The organism is Escherichia sp. MOD1-EC6300 (assembly GCF_002965045.1).
Taxonomy (GTDB): Bacteria; Pseudomonadota; Gammaproteobacteria; order Enterobacterales; family Enterobacteriaceae; genus Escherichia; species Escherichia coli_F.
The window spans coordinates 215,184-229,694 of the sequence record NZ_PTRH01000003.1; the positions used below are offsets into that span (position 1 = coordinate 215,184).

Genomic DNA, 14,511 nt, shown 5'->3' on the forward strand with positions numbered 1-14,511 from the left:
GTATAAAAAAGCCCGCTTTTCAGCGGGCTTCATTGTTTTTAACGCTTACAGCACTGCCACAATCGCTTCGCACAGCGGAGCCATATTATCTGGTGTCATCCCGGCCACGTTTACGCGACCAGAAGCAACAGCATACACGCCAAACTCTTCGCGCAGACGCAGCACTTGTTCTTTTGTCAGGCCACTGAAGGAGAACATGCCGTTCTGTTTGATGATAAAGCTGAAGTCGCGGTTTGCGCCTTTTTCCTGCAGCGTATTGACGAACAACTGACGCATACGCTGAATACGCTGGCGCATATCAGTCAGCTCTTGTTCCCAAATCGCACGTAACGCATCGTTGCTCAGGATGGTGGCAACAACAGAAGCGCCGTGTGCTGGTGGGTTAGAGTAGTTAGCGCGAATCGCCGCTTTCATTTGGCTGAATGCGCGATCAACGGTTTCACTGTCAGCAGCAACCAGAGTACAAGCGCCAACACGCTCGTTGTACAGGCCAAAGTTTTTAGAGTAGGAACTGGCAACAATCAGCTCTTTATGCATAGCCGCGAAAGCGCGCAGTCCTTCAGCATCTTCTTCCAGACCACGGGCAAACCCCTGGTAAGCGAAGTCAAACAGCGGTAACCAGCCTTTCTCAACGGAAAGTTGTGCCAGTGTCTGCCATTGTTCCAGCGTAGGGTCGATACCGGTTGGGTTATGGCAGCAGCCATGGAACAGCACTACGTCGCCAGCCTGAGCTTCGTTCAGGCTGTTAATCAGTGCATCGAAGTCAAGGGTGTGATTTTCCGCATCATAATAAGCGTATTCACGAACTTCCAGACCTGCAGAGTTAAAGACGCTCTTATGGTTCGGCCAGCTTGGGTTGCTCACCCACACACGCTTAACGCTGGTATTTTTTGCCAGGAAATCGGCAGCCACGCGTAGTGCGCCAGTGCCACCCGGAGTCTGTGCCGTGCGAGCACGTTTGTCATTGATCAGGGCGCTACCTTTACCAAACAGCAGTTCCTGAGTGCAGCGACCAAATTCAGGGATGCCGTCAATGCCGAGGTAATTTTTGGTGGTTTCATTTTCGAGCAGATACTGTTCAGCCTTTTTCACGCTGGTCAGTACCGGGGTTTTGCCCGTCTCATCTTTATAGACACCAATCCCGAGGTTAATTTTGCCGGGACGTTCATCGGCACGAAACAGATCGGCCAGGCCCAGAATCGGGTCGGCAGGAGCGGCGGTAATGTTCTCAAACATGACGAGGTTCCATTATGGTTACAGAAGGGAAGTCCGCTATCAGGGTAACGGGAGATTTACAAAATTCCAACTATTACTGATGAAAACGCAGGCTGTTTTTGCAAGACGTGAGATTGCTCTGGAAGGCATAAAAAAAACAGGACCAAAGTCCTGTTTTTTCGGCATTTAACAAAGAGGTGTGCTATTAGAACTGGTAAACGATACCCACAGCAACGGTGTCGTCTGAACCTACGCCCAGTTTGTTGTCAGAATCGATCTGGTTGATGATGTAGTCAACATAGGTGGACATGTTTTTGTTGAAGTAGTAGGTTGCGCCCACTTCAAAGTAGTTCACCAGATCAACATCACCGATACCTTCTACGTCTTTCGCTTTAGATTTGGTGTAAGCGATGGACGGACGCAGACCGAAATCGAACTGGTATTGCGCAACTAACAGAACATCTTGCGTTTTGTTGGCGAAGCCGCTGATGTTTGTAAATTTATTAGTGATCGGCGTAGCGTTACGGGTTTCACCGTAGTTCGCTGCCAGGTAGATGTTGTTCGCGTCATACTTCAGACCAGTAGCCCACTGTTCAGCTTTTTTACCGTTGCCAAGAGGTTGAGCTTCTTGCAGGTTGGTACGGTCAGCGGCGCCATAAGCACCAACGATACCAAAGCCTTCGTATTCGTAGCTGATAGAACCGCCAACACCGTCGCCGTTAGAGCGGCGTGCAGTGTCACGCTCGTTTTTACCCAGGTACTGAACAGCGAAGTTCAGGCCATCAACCAGACCAAAGAAGTTGGAGTTACGATAGGTAGCAACGCCGCCAACACGACCAACGAAGAAGTCATCGCTGTATGCAGTATCACCACCAAATTCTGGCAGCATATCGGTGTAACCCAGTGCATCATAAACCACACCGTAGTTACGGCCGTAATCGAAAGAACCAACGTCAGCGTATTTAAGACCCGCGAATGCCAGACGGGTTTTGTTACCAGTTTGAGCGTCAGTGCCTTCAGAGTTGTTACCCTGGAAGTTATATTCCCACTGACCATAACCGGTCAGATCGGAATTGATTTGAGTTTCCCCTTTAAAACCAAGACGGGCATAGGTCATGTCGCCATTGCCACCGTAACTGTTTTCACCGTTACCCTTGGAGAAATAATGCAGACCGACAGCTTTACCGTACAGATCTACTTTGTTGCCATCTTTGTTATAAATTTCTGCAGCGTTTGCAGTACCTGCTACTAACAGAGCAGGGACGATCACTGCCAGAATATTGCGCTTCATCATTATTTATTACCCTCATGGTTTTTTTATGACACCTGCCACTGCCGTCAATAAGTTCTGTCAAAAAAAATTTACGGAACTATTGATGAGAGTTTGGTGTCTTTATGTGTCTGCAGGCATCTTTCCATTCAAACTAACGTTTCGCTACCGTGAAAGTGCTACAAAGATAAAGATTTGGTTTCAAAAAGAAAAAATATGTAACTAAAAGTAAAATTTAAGGAACTTTGTGAACACCGTCATATTTCCATAGAAGCGTGATGATATTTACAGCAATTTTTATCTATTTATATGATTTCCTTATATTTAAATTAACTAAAAGGAAATTTTGTTTCTGATGGAAACTTTATCGACCTGGCATTAAATCCTCGTTCAGACATCCAGAACGCCAAAAAATAGTATGAAAATTGTGCTATCAGCTAAGAAAAAACTAATCCGCAATAAGAATGCGGATTATTTTTTGTGCGCAAATGTTGCAGTGTAATATTCCGTAACAGGATGATCGTTATGGCGGGGTTGCAAATAGATTGCTTGACTTAACAAACAGATAACTTGACAGAAAGGATAAAAAAAGAGCCAGCGGGTGCTGGCTCTTGAAGACGCTAAATTAGAAGCTGGCGTTACGCGGAGTACGTGGGAACGGAATCACATCACGCACGTTTTGCACGCCAGTTACGTAAGCAATCAGGCGTTCAAAACCAAGACCGAAACCGGAATGCGGAACAGTACCGTAGCGACGCAGATCGCGATACCACCAGTAATCTTCTTTATTCAGGCCCATTTCCAGCATACGCTCGTCCAGCACGTCCAGACGCTCTTCACGCTGAGAACCACCAATGATTTCACCGATGCCCGGAGCCAGAACATCCATAGCCGCAACGGTTTTACCGTCTTCGTTAAGGCGCATATAGAACGCTTTAATATCTTTCGGATAGTTTTTAACCACTACCGGTGCTTTAAAGTGTTCTTCTGCCAGATAACGCTCATGCTCAGAAGAGAGATCGACGCCCCAGTAAACCGGGTTTTCAAACTTCCTGCCGCAGTTTTCGAGAATGGTCACTGCGTCGGTGTAATCCACCTGCGCGAAATCGGCCTCAATAAAGCGTTCCAGACGTGAAACGGCATCTTTATCTACGCGTTCAGCGAAGAATTTCATGTCGTCAGCGCGTTCTTCGAGAACCGCTTTGAAGACATATTTCAGCATGGCTTCAGCCAGACCCGCGATATCGTTCAGGTTAGCAAACGCCACTTCCGGCTCCAGCATCCAGAATTCCGCCAGGTGACGGCTGGTGTTGGAGTTTTCAGCACGGAAAGTCGGGCCGAAGGTATAAATTTTGGACAATGCGCAAGCGTAGGTTTCGCCATTCAACTGGCCAGATACGGTCAGGAAAGACTCTTTACCAAAGAAGTCTTTGTCGAAATCCACTTTGCCCTGATCGTTACGCGGCAGGTTTTCCAGATCCAGCGTAGAAACGCGGAACATTTCGCCAGCCCCTTCGGTATCAGACGCAGTAATCAGTGGCGTTGAAACCCAGAAGAATCCCTGCTCGTTAAAGAAGCGATGCAGCGCCTGCGCCAGCGTATGGCGAACGCGCGCGACGGCACCAATCAGGTTTGTGCGCGGACGCAGGTGAGCGACTTCACGCAGATACTCAATGCTGTGGCGTTTTGCCGCCATCGGGTAAGTGTCTGGATCTTCAACCCAACCAGCAACTTCAACCTTGCTGGCCTGAATTTCAAATTGTTGCCCCTGTCCTGGCGACGCCACGACTTTACCCGTCACAATGACCGAGCAACCGGTGGTCAGACGCAGAACGTCTTCATTGTAATTGGGCAGAGAATTATTGATGACAGCCTGTACAGGATCAAAGCAGGAACCGTCATAAACGGCGAGGAAGGAGATGCCAGCTTTTGAATCTCGGCGGGTACGTACCCATCCGCGCACGGTGACTTCGCTGTCAACGGCTACGCGGCCCTGGAGTACGTCGGCTACAGGCACAACGCTCATAATATTCTCTCTGTTAATAGTCGGAAAAAATAAACACTTGTCCACCCGTAAATGGGGGGATACCTATGTTACCTGGCATCTGCAATCAGACAAGCAGAATTCGCAAATGCAGCGAAAGATTTCGGAATTAAAGGTAAAAAAAGGGAGCCGATTAGCTCCCTGATGATATTAACTGGCTTTTTTAATATGCGGAAGGTCGAACGCTTTGCGCAGCGCCCGAACAAACGCTTTATCGTGGCAGATAGTTTTGCCAGGGCTGTCAGAAAGTTTCGCCACCGGTTTACCGTTACACTCAACCAACTTAATGACAATATTCAGGGGTTTTACCTGGGGGATATCGCAGGTCAGGCGAGTCCCAATACCAAAACTTAATTGCACGCGGGAAGAGAAATGGCGGTATAGCTCAACCGCTTTGCGTAAATCCAGATTGTCAGAGAAAACCAGCGTTTTACTCTGTGGATCAATTCCCAGCTTCTCATAATGTGCAATGGCTTTTTCACCCCATTCAACCGGGTCGCCGGAGTCATGACGCAAGCCCTGATAGCGGCTGGCAAATTCTACGCCGAAATCTCGCAGGAAAGCATCCATGGTAATACAGTCGGTTAACGCAATGCCAAGTTGGTCGGGATATTCTTCCAGCCAGGCAGCGAGTGCAGCTCGCTGGCTGTTGGCAAGATCCGGACTGATTTGCTGATGCGCCTGGAACCATTCGTGTGCTTGTGTTCCCATTGGCGTAAGGGAAAGCCGACGCGCCAGATCGTAGTTGCTGGTGCCTACGAACCAGGATTCCTGTTGCAGACGTTTCACGATGGTTTCTTGTACTTCACGAGAAAAACGTCGGCGGGTGCCAAAATCCATCAGATGGAAGCGCGACATATCAAGACCGGCGGTTAATGCCGAGAAGTCGGCTAATTTGCTTTCCAGCGTGTCGAGGGCTTGCGCAACGTCGGCCTGCGGTGAGCGATAGCGATGCACCATTTCACTGATAACCGCCAGCAAAGGAACTTCCCAGAGGATGACTTCACGCCACGGGCCGCTTAAACGAATATCCAGCTTGCCATTATCGTTGGACACGGTGACTTGTTCCGGGTTAAAGCGGAACTCGCGTAGCCAGTTAAGATAGTCGGCTTTAAAGAAAGGCAGGGCTGAGAGCCATTGATATTCATCATCCTGCAGGCGCAGGTGCTGCATCGCCTGAACCTGTTCACGAATAGCATCGGCATAAATACCCAGCAGATCGTCACCTCGGCAACGAAACTCCGCCGCGACATGCACATCGTAATAGTGATGAAACACGGCTTGCTGCATATGCAACTTATAAGCATCTGTATCCAGCAACGAGTGCAGAACAGGAGAAGCGAATTGTGTCATAGGTGCGCAGTAGCGTCCTCGTACAGGAGCGTTTAGTACAATAAACATCTTCAGGAACTGCTGGAGTATACCTTGTTTCGCAATTTATTGAACCCCGATCACACCATATGCCACCTTTCTGGTCGATGGCATTACGCGGTGTATGTTATAAAAATGTAGCAATAAAGGCGTTTGTACCTGAAAAGATGAAGATTCTGCATAGCGCGATTTACGCAACAGGAATAGACTGAACACCAGACTCTATAAAAGATGCTAAAGGTTATTTATGACTCAACAGCCACAAGCCAAATACCGTCACGATTATCGTGCGCCGGATTACCAGATTACTGATATTGACTTGACCTTTGACCTGGACGCGCAAAAGACGGTCGTTACCGCGGTCAGCCAGGCTGTCCGTCATGGTGCATCAGATGCTCCGCTTCGTCTTGATGGCGAAGATCTTAAACTGGTTTCTGTTCATATTAATGATGAGCCGTGGACCGCCTGGAAAGAAGAAGAGGGCGCACTGGTCATCAGTAATTTGCCGGAGCGTTTTACGCTCAAGATCGTTAATGAAATTAGCCCAGCGGCGAATACTGCGCTGGAAGGGCTTTATCAGTCAGGCGATGCGCTTTGCACCCAGTGTGAAGCCGAAGGTTTCCGCCATATTACGTATTATCTCGACCGCCCGGACGTGCTGGCGCGTTTTACCACCAAAATTATTGCCGATAAAACCAAATACCCGTTCCTGCTTTCCAACGGTAACCGCGTTGCGCAAGGCGAACTGGAAAATGGACGCCACTGGGTACAATGGCAGGACCCGTTCCCGAAACCGTGCTACCTGTTTGCGCTGGTGGCAGGTGACTTTGATGTACTGCGCGACACCTTCACCACGCGTTCTGGTCGCGAAGTAGCGCTGGAGCTGTACGTCGATCGCGGCAATCTTGATCGTGCGCCATGGGCGATGACCTCGCTGAAAAACTCCATGAAATGGGATGAAGAACGCTTCGGCCTGGAGTATGACCTCGACATCTATATGATCGTCGCGGTGGATTTCTTCAATATGGGCGCAATGGAGAATAAAGGTCTTAACATCTTTAACTCTAAGTATGTACTGGCGCGCACCGATACCGCGACCGATAAAGATTATCTCGATATTGAGCGCGTTATTGGTCATGAATATTTCCATAACTGGACCGGTAACCGTGTGACCTGCCGCGACTGGTTCCAGCTCAGCCTGAAAGAAGGCTTAACCGTGTTCCGCGATCAGGAGTTCAGCTCTGATCTTGGTTCCCGCGCAGTAAACCGTATCAACAACGTGCGCACCATGCGCGGGTTGCAGTTTGCGGAAGATGCCAGCCCGATGGCGCACCCGATCCGCCCGGATATGGTTATTGAAATGAACAACTTCTACACCCTGACCGTTTATGAGAAGGGCGCGGAAGTGATTCGCATGATCCACACTCTGCTGGGCGAAGAAAACTTCCAGAAAGGGATGCAGCTCTATTTCGAGCGCCATGATGGCAGTGCGGCAACCTGCGACGACTTTGTTCAGGCGATGGAAGATGCGTCAAATGTCGATCTCTCCCATTTCCGCCGTTGGTACAGCCAGTCCGGTACGCCGGTTGTGACCGTCAAAGACGACTATAATCCGGAAACCGAGCAGTACACCCTGACCATCAGCCAGCGCACGCCTGCTACGCCGGATCAGGCAGAAAAACAGCCGCTGCATATTCCGTTTGCCATCGAACTGTATGACAACGAAGGCAAAGTGATCCCGTTGCAGAAAGGCGGTCACCCGGTGAATTCGGTGCTGAACGTCACCCAGGCGGAACAGACCTTTGTCTTTGATAATGTCTACTTCCAGCCGGTGCCCGCACTGCTGTGCGAATTCTCTGCGCCAGTGAAACTGGAATATAAGTGGAGCGATCAGCAACTGACCTTCCTGATGCGTCATGCGCGTAATGATTTCTCCCGCTGGGATGCGGCGCAAAGCCTGCTGGCAACCTACATCAAGCTCAACGTCGCCCGTCATCAGCAAGGGCAGCCGCTGTCTCTGCCGGTGCATGTGGCTGACGCTTTCCGCGCGGTGCTGCTCGATGAGAGGATTGATCCGGCGCTGGCGGCAGAAATTCTGACGCTGCCTTCCGTCAATGAAATGGCAGAACTGTTCGATATCATCGATCCGATTGCTATTGCCGAAGTGCGTGAAGCACTCACCCGTACTCTGGCGACTGAACTGGCGGATGAGCTGCTGGCTATTTACAACGCGAATTACCAGAGCGAGTATCGCGTTGAGCATGAAGATATTGCAAAACGCACTCTGCGAAATGCCTGCCTGCGCTTCCTCGCTTTTGGTGAAACGCATCTGGCTGACGTGCTGGTAAGCAAGCAGTTCCATGAAGCAAACAATATGACCGATGCGCTGGCCGCGCTTTCTGCGGCGGTTGCTGCACAGCTGCCATGCCGTGACGCGCTGATGCAGGAGTACGACGACAAGTGGCATCAGGATGGTCTGGTGATGGATAAATGGTTTATCCTGCAAGCCACCAGCCCGGCGGCGAATGTGCTGGAGACGGTGCGTGGTCTGTTGCAGCATCGCTCATTTACCATGAGCAACCCGAACCGCATTCGTTCGTTGATTGGCGCGTTTGCGGGCAGCAACCCGGCAGCGTTCCATGCCGAAGATGGCAGCGGTTACCAGTTCCTGGTGGAAATGCTTACCGACCTCAACAGCCGTAACCCGCAGGTGGCTTCACGTCTGATTGAACCGCTGATTCGCCTGAAGCGTTACGATGCCAAACGTCAGGAGAAAATGCGCGCGGCGCTGGAGCAGTTGAAAGGGCTGGAAAATCTCTCTGGCGATCTGTACGAGAAGATAACTAAAGCACTGGCTTGATACTTTTGAGCCCAAATGCCGGATGCGACGCTTGACGCGTCTTATCAGGCCTACAAGTCCGTTGAAAATGCTGGTTTTGTAGGCTGGATAAGGCGTTCACGCCGCATCCGGCAGCCGTGCCCAAATGCCTGATGCGACGCTTGACGCGTCTTATCAGGCCTACAATCCGTTGAAACCGCTGTTTTTGTGCGCCACATCCGGCATATTAACCATGACGCCGAATCGGTTGTTCAGAGTGCCCACGCTGCATCACCCGTTGCAACACTTCCGCTTCCAGCTCTGCTAATCTCACCGACCCTAACCGGCGCGGACGGGGGATATCCACCGTCAAATCCAGACCAATTTTTCCCTCTTCAATTAACAACACCCGGTCCGCCATTGCTACCGCTTCGCTCACATCATGCGTCACCAACAGTACGGTAAAGCCGTGCTCCTGCCAAAGTGACACAATCAAATCCTGCATCTCGAGCCGAGTCAGGGCGTCCAGCGCCCCGAGCGGTTCATCAAGCAATAATAAACCCGGTCGATGAATCAACGCTCTTGCCAGCGCCACACGCTGTTTCTGCCCGCCAGAAAGTGCGGCAGGCCATTCCCGCGCGCGATTCTCCAGCCCTACCGCAGCCAGCGCCCGACGCGCGGCATCGCGCCACTGGCCTTTAAGGCCCAGCCCAACGTTATCAATCACCGATTTCCACGGTAGCAGACGCGCATCCTGAAACATCATTCGCGTGTCTTCCTGAATCTCAGCTAGCGGCGTGGTACCCGCTAACACATCGCCTGCGGTTGGCGTTTCCAGACCTGCCAGCAGGCGCAGCAGGGTACTTTTGCCACCACCGCTGCGGCCCACCACCGCCACAAACTGACCTGCCGGAATATGTAAATCCAGTTGGTTCAGAACGATATTTTCTGCGTAATGTTTGCTTACTGCATTGAGTAACAAGGGTGTGCCCTGGTTCAGACGAGCAGTATTCATACCGTGGCCTCCTTCAAATGATAAGCCGGATTCCAGCGCAGCCAGAGGTGCTCTAACAGCTGCGCGCTGACGTCAGCAAGTTTGCCGAGCAGGGCGTAGAGAATAATGGCGACTACCACCACATCCGTTTGCAAAAACTCCCGCGCATTCATCGCCAGATAACCAATGCCGGAATTGGCAGAAATGGTTTCGGCAACAATCAGCGTCAGCCACATCAGGCCCAACGCAAAACGTACGCCGACCATAATTGAGGGCAGGGCACCAGGCAGGATCACATGGATAAACAGCGGTATGCCGGATAATCCATAGCTACGCGCCATTTCCACCAGACCGCGATCGATATTACGGATGCCGTGCCAGGTGTTGATATAAATGGGGAATAGCGTGCCGAGCGCCACCAGAAAGATTTTTGCGGATTCATCAATACCAAACCACAAAATCACCAGCGGGATCAGCGCCAGATGCGGCACGTTGCGCAACATCTGAATTGAGGTATCCAGCAGCCTTTCTCCCCAGCGCGACAGTCCGCTTATCAGTCCCAGAATCAACCCCAGCGATCCGCCAATTGAAAAACCAATCAACGCCCGCCAGGAGCTGATCGCCAGATGCTGCCACAATTCGCCGCTGGCTGAGAGCGACCAGAACGCCATTACCACCCCTTCCGGAGAGGGCAAAATACGCGTCGACAGCCAGCCAACCGAGGAGGCCAGTTGCCACACCGCCACGATGCCCACCGGTAAAAACCAGGGGGCAACGCGCAATAACCACTTCTTCACTGGCGTTGCCATTATTTCTTCCTTAGCTTTGCGCGACGTTACGGGGGATAAAATCATTCGCCACCGCTTCGCCTTGCGGATTCAGCGGTTGTGGCTGGGGAATTTCCGGAATGGCAATATCCAGATGTGGGAACAACAACTCGCCGACCCGATACGCTTCTTCCAGATGCGGATAACCAGAAAGCACAAAGCTGTCGATGCCAAGCGCAGCGTATTCGTTGATTCGCGCGGCGACCGTCGGACCATCGCCCACCAACGCCGTCCCGGCACCGCCGCGCACTAAGCCAACGCCCGCCCATAAATTGGGGCTGATTTCCAGATTGTCGCGCTTGCCGTTATGTAGCGCCGCCATTCGCTGTTGCCCCACGGAATCGGTGCGGGCAAACGCGGCTTGTGCTTTGGCGATGGTCTCATCATCAAGATGCGAGATTAACCGCTCGGCGGCCTGCCACGCTTCGTCGTTAGTTTCACGAACAATCACATGCAGACGAATACCGAAACGAATTTTGCGTCCATGCGCGGCAGCTTTCGCCCGCACTTGCGCGATCTTCTCTTTTACCAGCTCCGGTGGTTCGCCCCAGGTGAGGTAGAGATCAACCTGTTCAGCGGCCAGATCCTGGGCGACGTCTGACGAGCCGCCAAAGTAAAGCGGAGGATAGGGCTGTTGAATTGGCGGGAAGAGCAGTTTTGCTCCGCGTACATGTATATGTTTACCGTTAAAATCGACGGTTTCGCCCTGCAATAAGCGCCGCCAGACCTGTGTAAATTCAGACGAGGCTTCGTAACGCTCGCAATGATCGAGGAATACGCCGTCGCCTGCCAGCTCTTGCGGATCGCTGCCTGTGACCAGATTAAACAACGCGCGTCCGTTAGAGAGACGATCCAGCGTGGCGGCCTGGCGGGCAGCAACGGTAGGTGAGGTTACGCTGGGGCGCAGGGCAACAAGAAACTTCAACCGTTGCGTCACAGGGATCATCGACGCTGCCACCAGCCACGCATCTTCACACGAGCGCCCTGTGGGAATTAGCACACCGGTATAGCCCAGACGATCCGCCGCTTGCGCAATTTGTTGCAGATAACCGTGATCAACCGGGCGTGAACCTTCTTCCGTTCCCAGGTAATGTCCGTCTCCGTGGGTCGGTAAAAACCAGAACATATACAGACTCATAATTGTTTTCCTTCCAGTTGAGTGGGCTGCCAGATGCGCTGGCGGATATCGACTTTTTTCGGTACCAGACGGTTTTCATAAAACAGATCTGCCGTTTGCTGCTGTAAGGCGGCAACCTCGGCGTTAACCGGTTTGATGGTGGTAGGGGGGCGATGATCTAAATAAGAGGCAATCACCGGCGTTGGTAAGCCCATCGTTTTTGCCAGTAAAGCGATGCTTTGCTCGCGCTGGCTGCGGGTTAACGCATCGGCCTCACTAAAGGTTGCCAGTACACCCTGAATAAATGCGCCGTTTTTTTCTGCATAGGGACGAGCTGCCAGGTAAAACGAGCCGGTTTGATTAAGATCGGTGCCGTCTTTCAGCACCCGCACGCCGCCCTGTAATAACGCAGCGGAGTAGTAGGGATCCCAGATAGCCCATGCGTCGACGTTACCTTGCTGGAACGCGGCGCGGGCATCGGCAGGCGTCAGGTAAGTGGGCTGGATATCCGTGAATTTAAGCCCGGCCTGGCGTAGTGCGCGTAGTAAAAGATTGTGCGAGCTGGAACCTTTCTGAAAGGCAACTTTGTGACCTTTAAGATCGGCTACGGTTTTGATCGGACTGTTATCTGCCACCAGAATCACTTCGGCTTTGGGCTTCGGCGGCTCGACGCCCACGTACACCAAATCAGCCCCGGCAGCCTGGGCAAAGATTGGTGGAATATCCCCGGTACTGCCGAGATCGATACTGCCAACGTTTAACGCCTCCAGCATCTGTGGGCCAGCGGGGAACTCCACCCACGAGATTTTTGTTTGCGGATAGCGTTTTTCCAATAATTGGTGGCTTTTTGCCAGCACCATACCAATACTGCCTTTCTGATAGCCAATACGTAACGCATCTGGAGACGACTCTGCGGCAATCGCGAGTGTAGAGACGCTAAGCAATCCCGCCAGCGCCAGTTTAATGATCTTACGCATGGGCATTACCTCGCAGAGACAGAAGGTCAGGAACCTGAACATCACGGCGGTGAAGTGCCTGCCAGAAAGTTTCTAGCGCGGTATCAAGACGGGTTTGCAGATTTGGCGTGAATTGGGGTTTGTGGTGGTAATCAATCACCTGTGAGTCATCGGCATACACGCCGTGCAGGATCTCCTGGGCTTTCAGTGCGCTTAAAACCGGTTTAAGGGCGTAATCGACCGCCAAAAGGTGAGCCACCGTGCCGCCCGTCGCCAGCGGCAGCACCACTTTGCCTTGCAAAGCGCGCTCTGGCAGCAGGTCGAGCAGGGTTTTCAGCGCACCGGAATAGGCGGCTTTATACACAGGTGTAGCGACTATCAGTCCATCAGCCTGTTGCAGCTGTTCGGTGAAGGTCTTGAGTGCCGGACTATCGAAACGAGCATAAAGCAGATCTTCCGGGGCGAAGTTTTGCAGATTCCAGTGATAAACCTCTACATCCAGGCCATTCAGTTTTTCCCGCGCATATTCCAGCAAGGAGCTGGAGCGAGAAGGAAAGCGAGGACTCCCCGCCAGGGTGATGACACGCATACTCTCTCCTTATAACCAATTGTTCTTGTTTTGTTAAAATTGATAACAATTTGGTCAGTCTGACAGAGGGCGTCCGCGAGTCGAAATGATTTATCTGACGAAGCAAAGCCAAAAAAAGCATAAAAAAAGCGCAATAAGAAAACGTTTGCTATTTATTGCCGTAGGTCAATTCCCTTTTGGTCCGAACTCGCACATAATACGCCCCCGGTTTGCACACCGGGAATCCAGGAGAGTTCATGTACTACCCCTTCGTTCGTAAAGCCCTTTTCCAGCTCGATCCAGAGCGCGCTCATGAGTTTACTTTTCAGCAATTACGCCGTATTACAGGAACACCGTTTGAAGCACTGGTGCGGCAGAAAGTGCCTGCGAAACCTGTTAACTGCATGGGCCTGACGTTTAAAAATCCGCTTGGTCTGGCAGCCGGTCTTGATAAAGACGGGGAGTGCATTGACGCGTTAGGCGCGATGGGGTTTGGATCTATCGAGATCGGTACCGTCACGCCACGTCCACAGCCAGGTAATGACAAGCCGCGTCTCTTTCGTCTGGTAGATGCCGAAGGTTTGATCAACCGTATGGGCTTTAATAATCTCGGCGTTGATAACCTCGTTGAGAACGTAAAAAAAGCTCATTACGATGGTGTTCTGGGGATTAATATCGGCAAAAATAAAGATACGCCGGTGGAGCAGGGTAAAGATGACTATCTGATTTGTATGGAAAAAATCTATGCCTATGCGGGATATATCGCCATCAATATTTCATCGCCGAATACCCCAGGATTACGCACACTGCAATATGGCGAAGCGCTGGATGATCTCTTAACCGCGATTAAAAATAAGCAAAATGATTTGCAAGCGATGCACCATAAATATGTGCCGATCGCCGTGAAGATCGCGCCGGATCTTTCTGAAGAAGAATTGATCCAGGTTGCCGATAGTTTAGTTCGCCATAATATTGATGGCGTTATTGCAACCAATACCACGCTCGATCGTTCTCTGGTTCAGGGAATGAAAAATTGTGATCAAACCGGTGGCTTAAGTGGTCGTCCGCTACAGTTAAAAAGCACCGAAATTATTCGCCGTTTGTCTCAGGAATTAAACGGTCGCTTACCGATCATCGGTGTTGGCGGCATTGACTCGGTTATCGCTGCGCGTGAAAAGATTGCTGCGGGGGCCTCACTGGTGCAAATTTATTCTGGTTTTATTTTTAAAGGACCGCCGCTGATTAAAGAAATCGTTACCCATATCTAATTATTTCTTCGAATTCCTCTTTATAAGATAATCAGGGCTTTATTTTAAGCCCTGGTTGTTTTA

11 protein-coding genes are annotated in these 14,511 nt (G+C 51.2%); 2 read left to right on the plus strand and 9 right to left on the minus strand.

Annotated features, from left to right (window positions below; translation table 11 throughout):
* Window positions 1–45 precede the first annotated feature (45 nt).
* From aspC to pncB, 4 genes are all read right to left on the minus strand, one after another.
* Window positions 46–1,236: an aspartate transaminase gene (aspC, locus tag BGE37_RS06025; RefSeq protein ID WP_000462687.1), complete on the minus strand. Its 1,191-nt coding sequence runs from the start codon at window positions 1,234–1,236 to the stop codon at window positions 46–48.
* A gap of 184 nt (window positions 1,237–1,420) precedes the next feature.
* On the minus strand, window positions 1,421–2,509 hold the full coding sequence (gene ompF, locus BGE37_RS06030) for a porin OmpF (protein ID WP_089559266.1): 1,089 nt from the start codon (window positions 2,507–2,509) through the stop codon (window positions 1,421–1,423).
* 601 nt (window positions 2,510–3,110) lie between these two features.
* Window positions 3,111–4,511: an asparagine--tRNA ligase gene (gene asnS / locus BGE37_RS06035; protein ID WP_000117881.1), complete on the minus strand. Its 1,401-nt coding sequence runs from the start codon at window positions 4,509–4,511 to the stop codon at window positions 3,111–3,113.
* A 168-nt stretch (window positions 4,512–4,679) separates the two neighbouring features.
* Complete coding sequence (pncB, locus tag BGE37_RS06040; protein WP_001305916.1) at window positions 4,680–5,882, minus strand: nicotinate phosphoribosyltransferase; 1,203 nt, start codon at window positions 5,880–5,882, stop codon at window positions 4,680–4,682.
* A 265-nt stretch (window positions 5,883–6,147) separates the two neighbouring features.
* On the opposite strand from pncB, the gene pepN reads away from it, so the two are divergent.
* Window positions 6,148–8,760 (plus strand): aminopeptidase N, encoded by a 2,613-nt coding sequence (gene pepN, locus BGE37_RS06045; protein ID WP_105287860.1) that lies wholly within the window; start codon window positions 6,148–6,150, stop codon window positions 8,758–8,760.
* A gap of 205 nt (window positions 8,761–8,965) precedes the next feature.
* On the opposite strand, the gene ssuB is transcribed toward pepN, so the two are convergent.
* Genes ssuB through ssuE form a run of 5 tightly spaced genes read right to left on the minus strand, consistent with a single transcriptional unit; the run spans window position 8,966 to window position 13,201 of the window.
* The gene (gene ssuB, locus BGE37_RS06050) at window positions 8,966–9,733 is read right to left on the minus strand and encodes an aliphatic sulfonates ABC transporter ATP-binding protein (RefSeq protein ID WP_032302800.1); all 768 of its coding nucleotides are present in this window, start codon (window positions 9,731–9,733) and stop codon (window positions 8,966–8,968) included.
* The gene (gene ssuC / locus BGE37_RS06055; protein WP_105287861.1) at window positions 9,730–10,521 is read right to left on the minus strand and encodes an aliphatic sulfonate ABC transporter permease SsuC; all 792 of its coding nucleotides are present in this window, start codon (window positions 10,519–10,521) and stop codon (window positions 9,730–9,732) included. The genes ssuB and ssuC overlap by 4 nt, the downstream gene beginning before the upstream one ends.
* A gap of 10 nt (window positions 10,522–10,531) precedes the next feature.
* Window positions 10,532–11,677 carry an FMNH2-dependent alkanesulfonate monooxygenase gene (ssuD, locus tag BGE37_RS06060; RefSeq protein ID WP_105287862.1) on the minus strand — a complete coding sequence of 382 codons (1,146 nt, stop codon included), beginning with the start codon at window positions 11,675–11,677 and terminating at the stop codon, window positions 10,532–10,534.
* Window positions 11,674–12,633, minus strand: a complete 960-nt coding sequence (gene ssuA, locus BGE37_RS06065) for an aliphatic sulfonate ABC transporter substrate-binding protein SsuA (RefSeq protein WP_105287863.1) — start codon at window positions 12,631–12,633, stop codon at window positions 11,674–11,676. The genes ssuD and ssuA overlap by 4 nt, the downstream gene beginning before the upstream one ends.
* Window positions 12,626–13,201, minus strand: coding sequence for an NADPH-dependent FMN reductase (ssuE, locus tag BGE37_RS06070; RefSeq protein ID WP_105278081.1), 576 nt, complete (start codon window positions 13,199–13,201; stop codon window positions 12,626–12,628). Before ssuE ends, ssuA begins: the two co-directional genes overlap by 8 nt.
* Before the next feature lie 236 nt (window positions 13,202–13,437).
* Between ssuE and pyrD the strand changes: the two genes are divergently transcribed.
* The gene (gene pyrD, locus BGE37_RS06080; protein WP_001305914.1) at window positions 13,438–14,448 is read left to right on the plus strand and encodes a quinone-dependent dihydroorotate dehydrogenase; all 1,011 of its coding nucleotides are present in this window, start codon (window positions 13,438–13,440) and stop codon (window positions 14,446–14,448) included.
* Window positions 14,449–14,511: the final 63 nt, after the last annotated feature.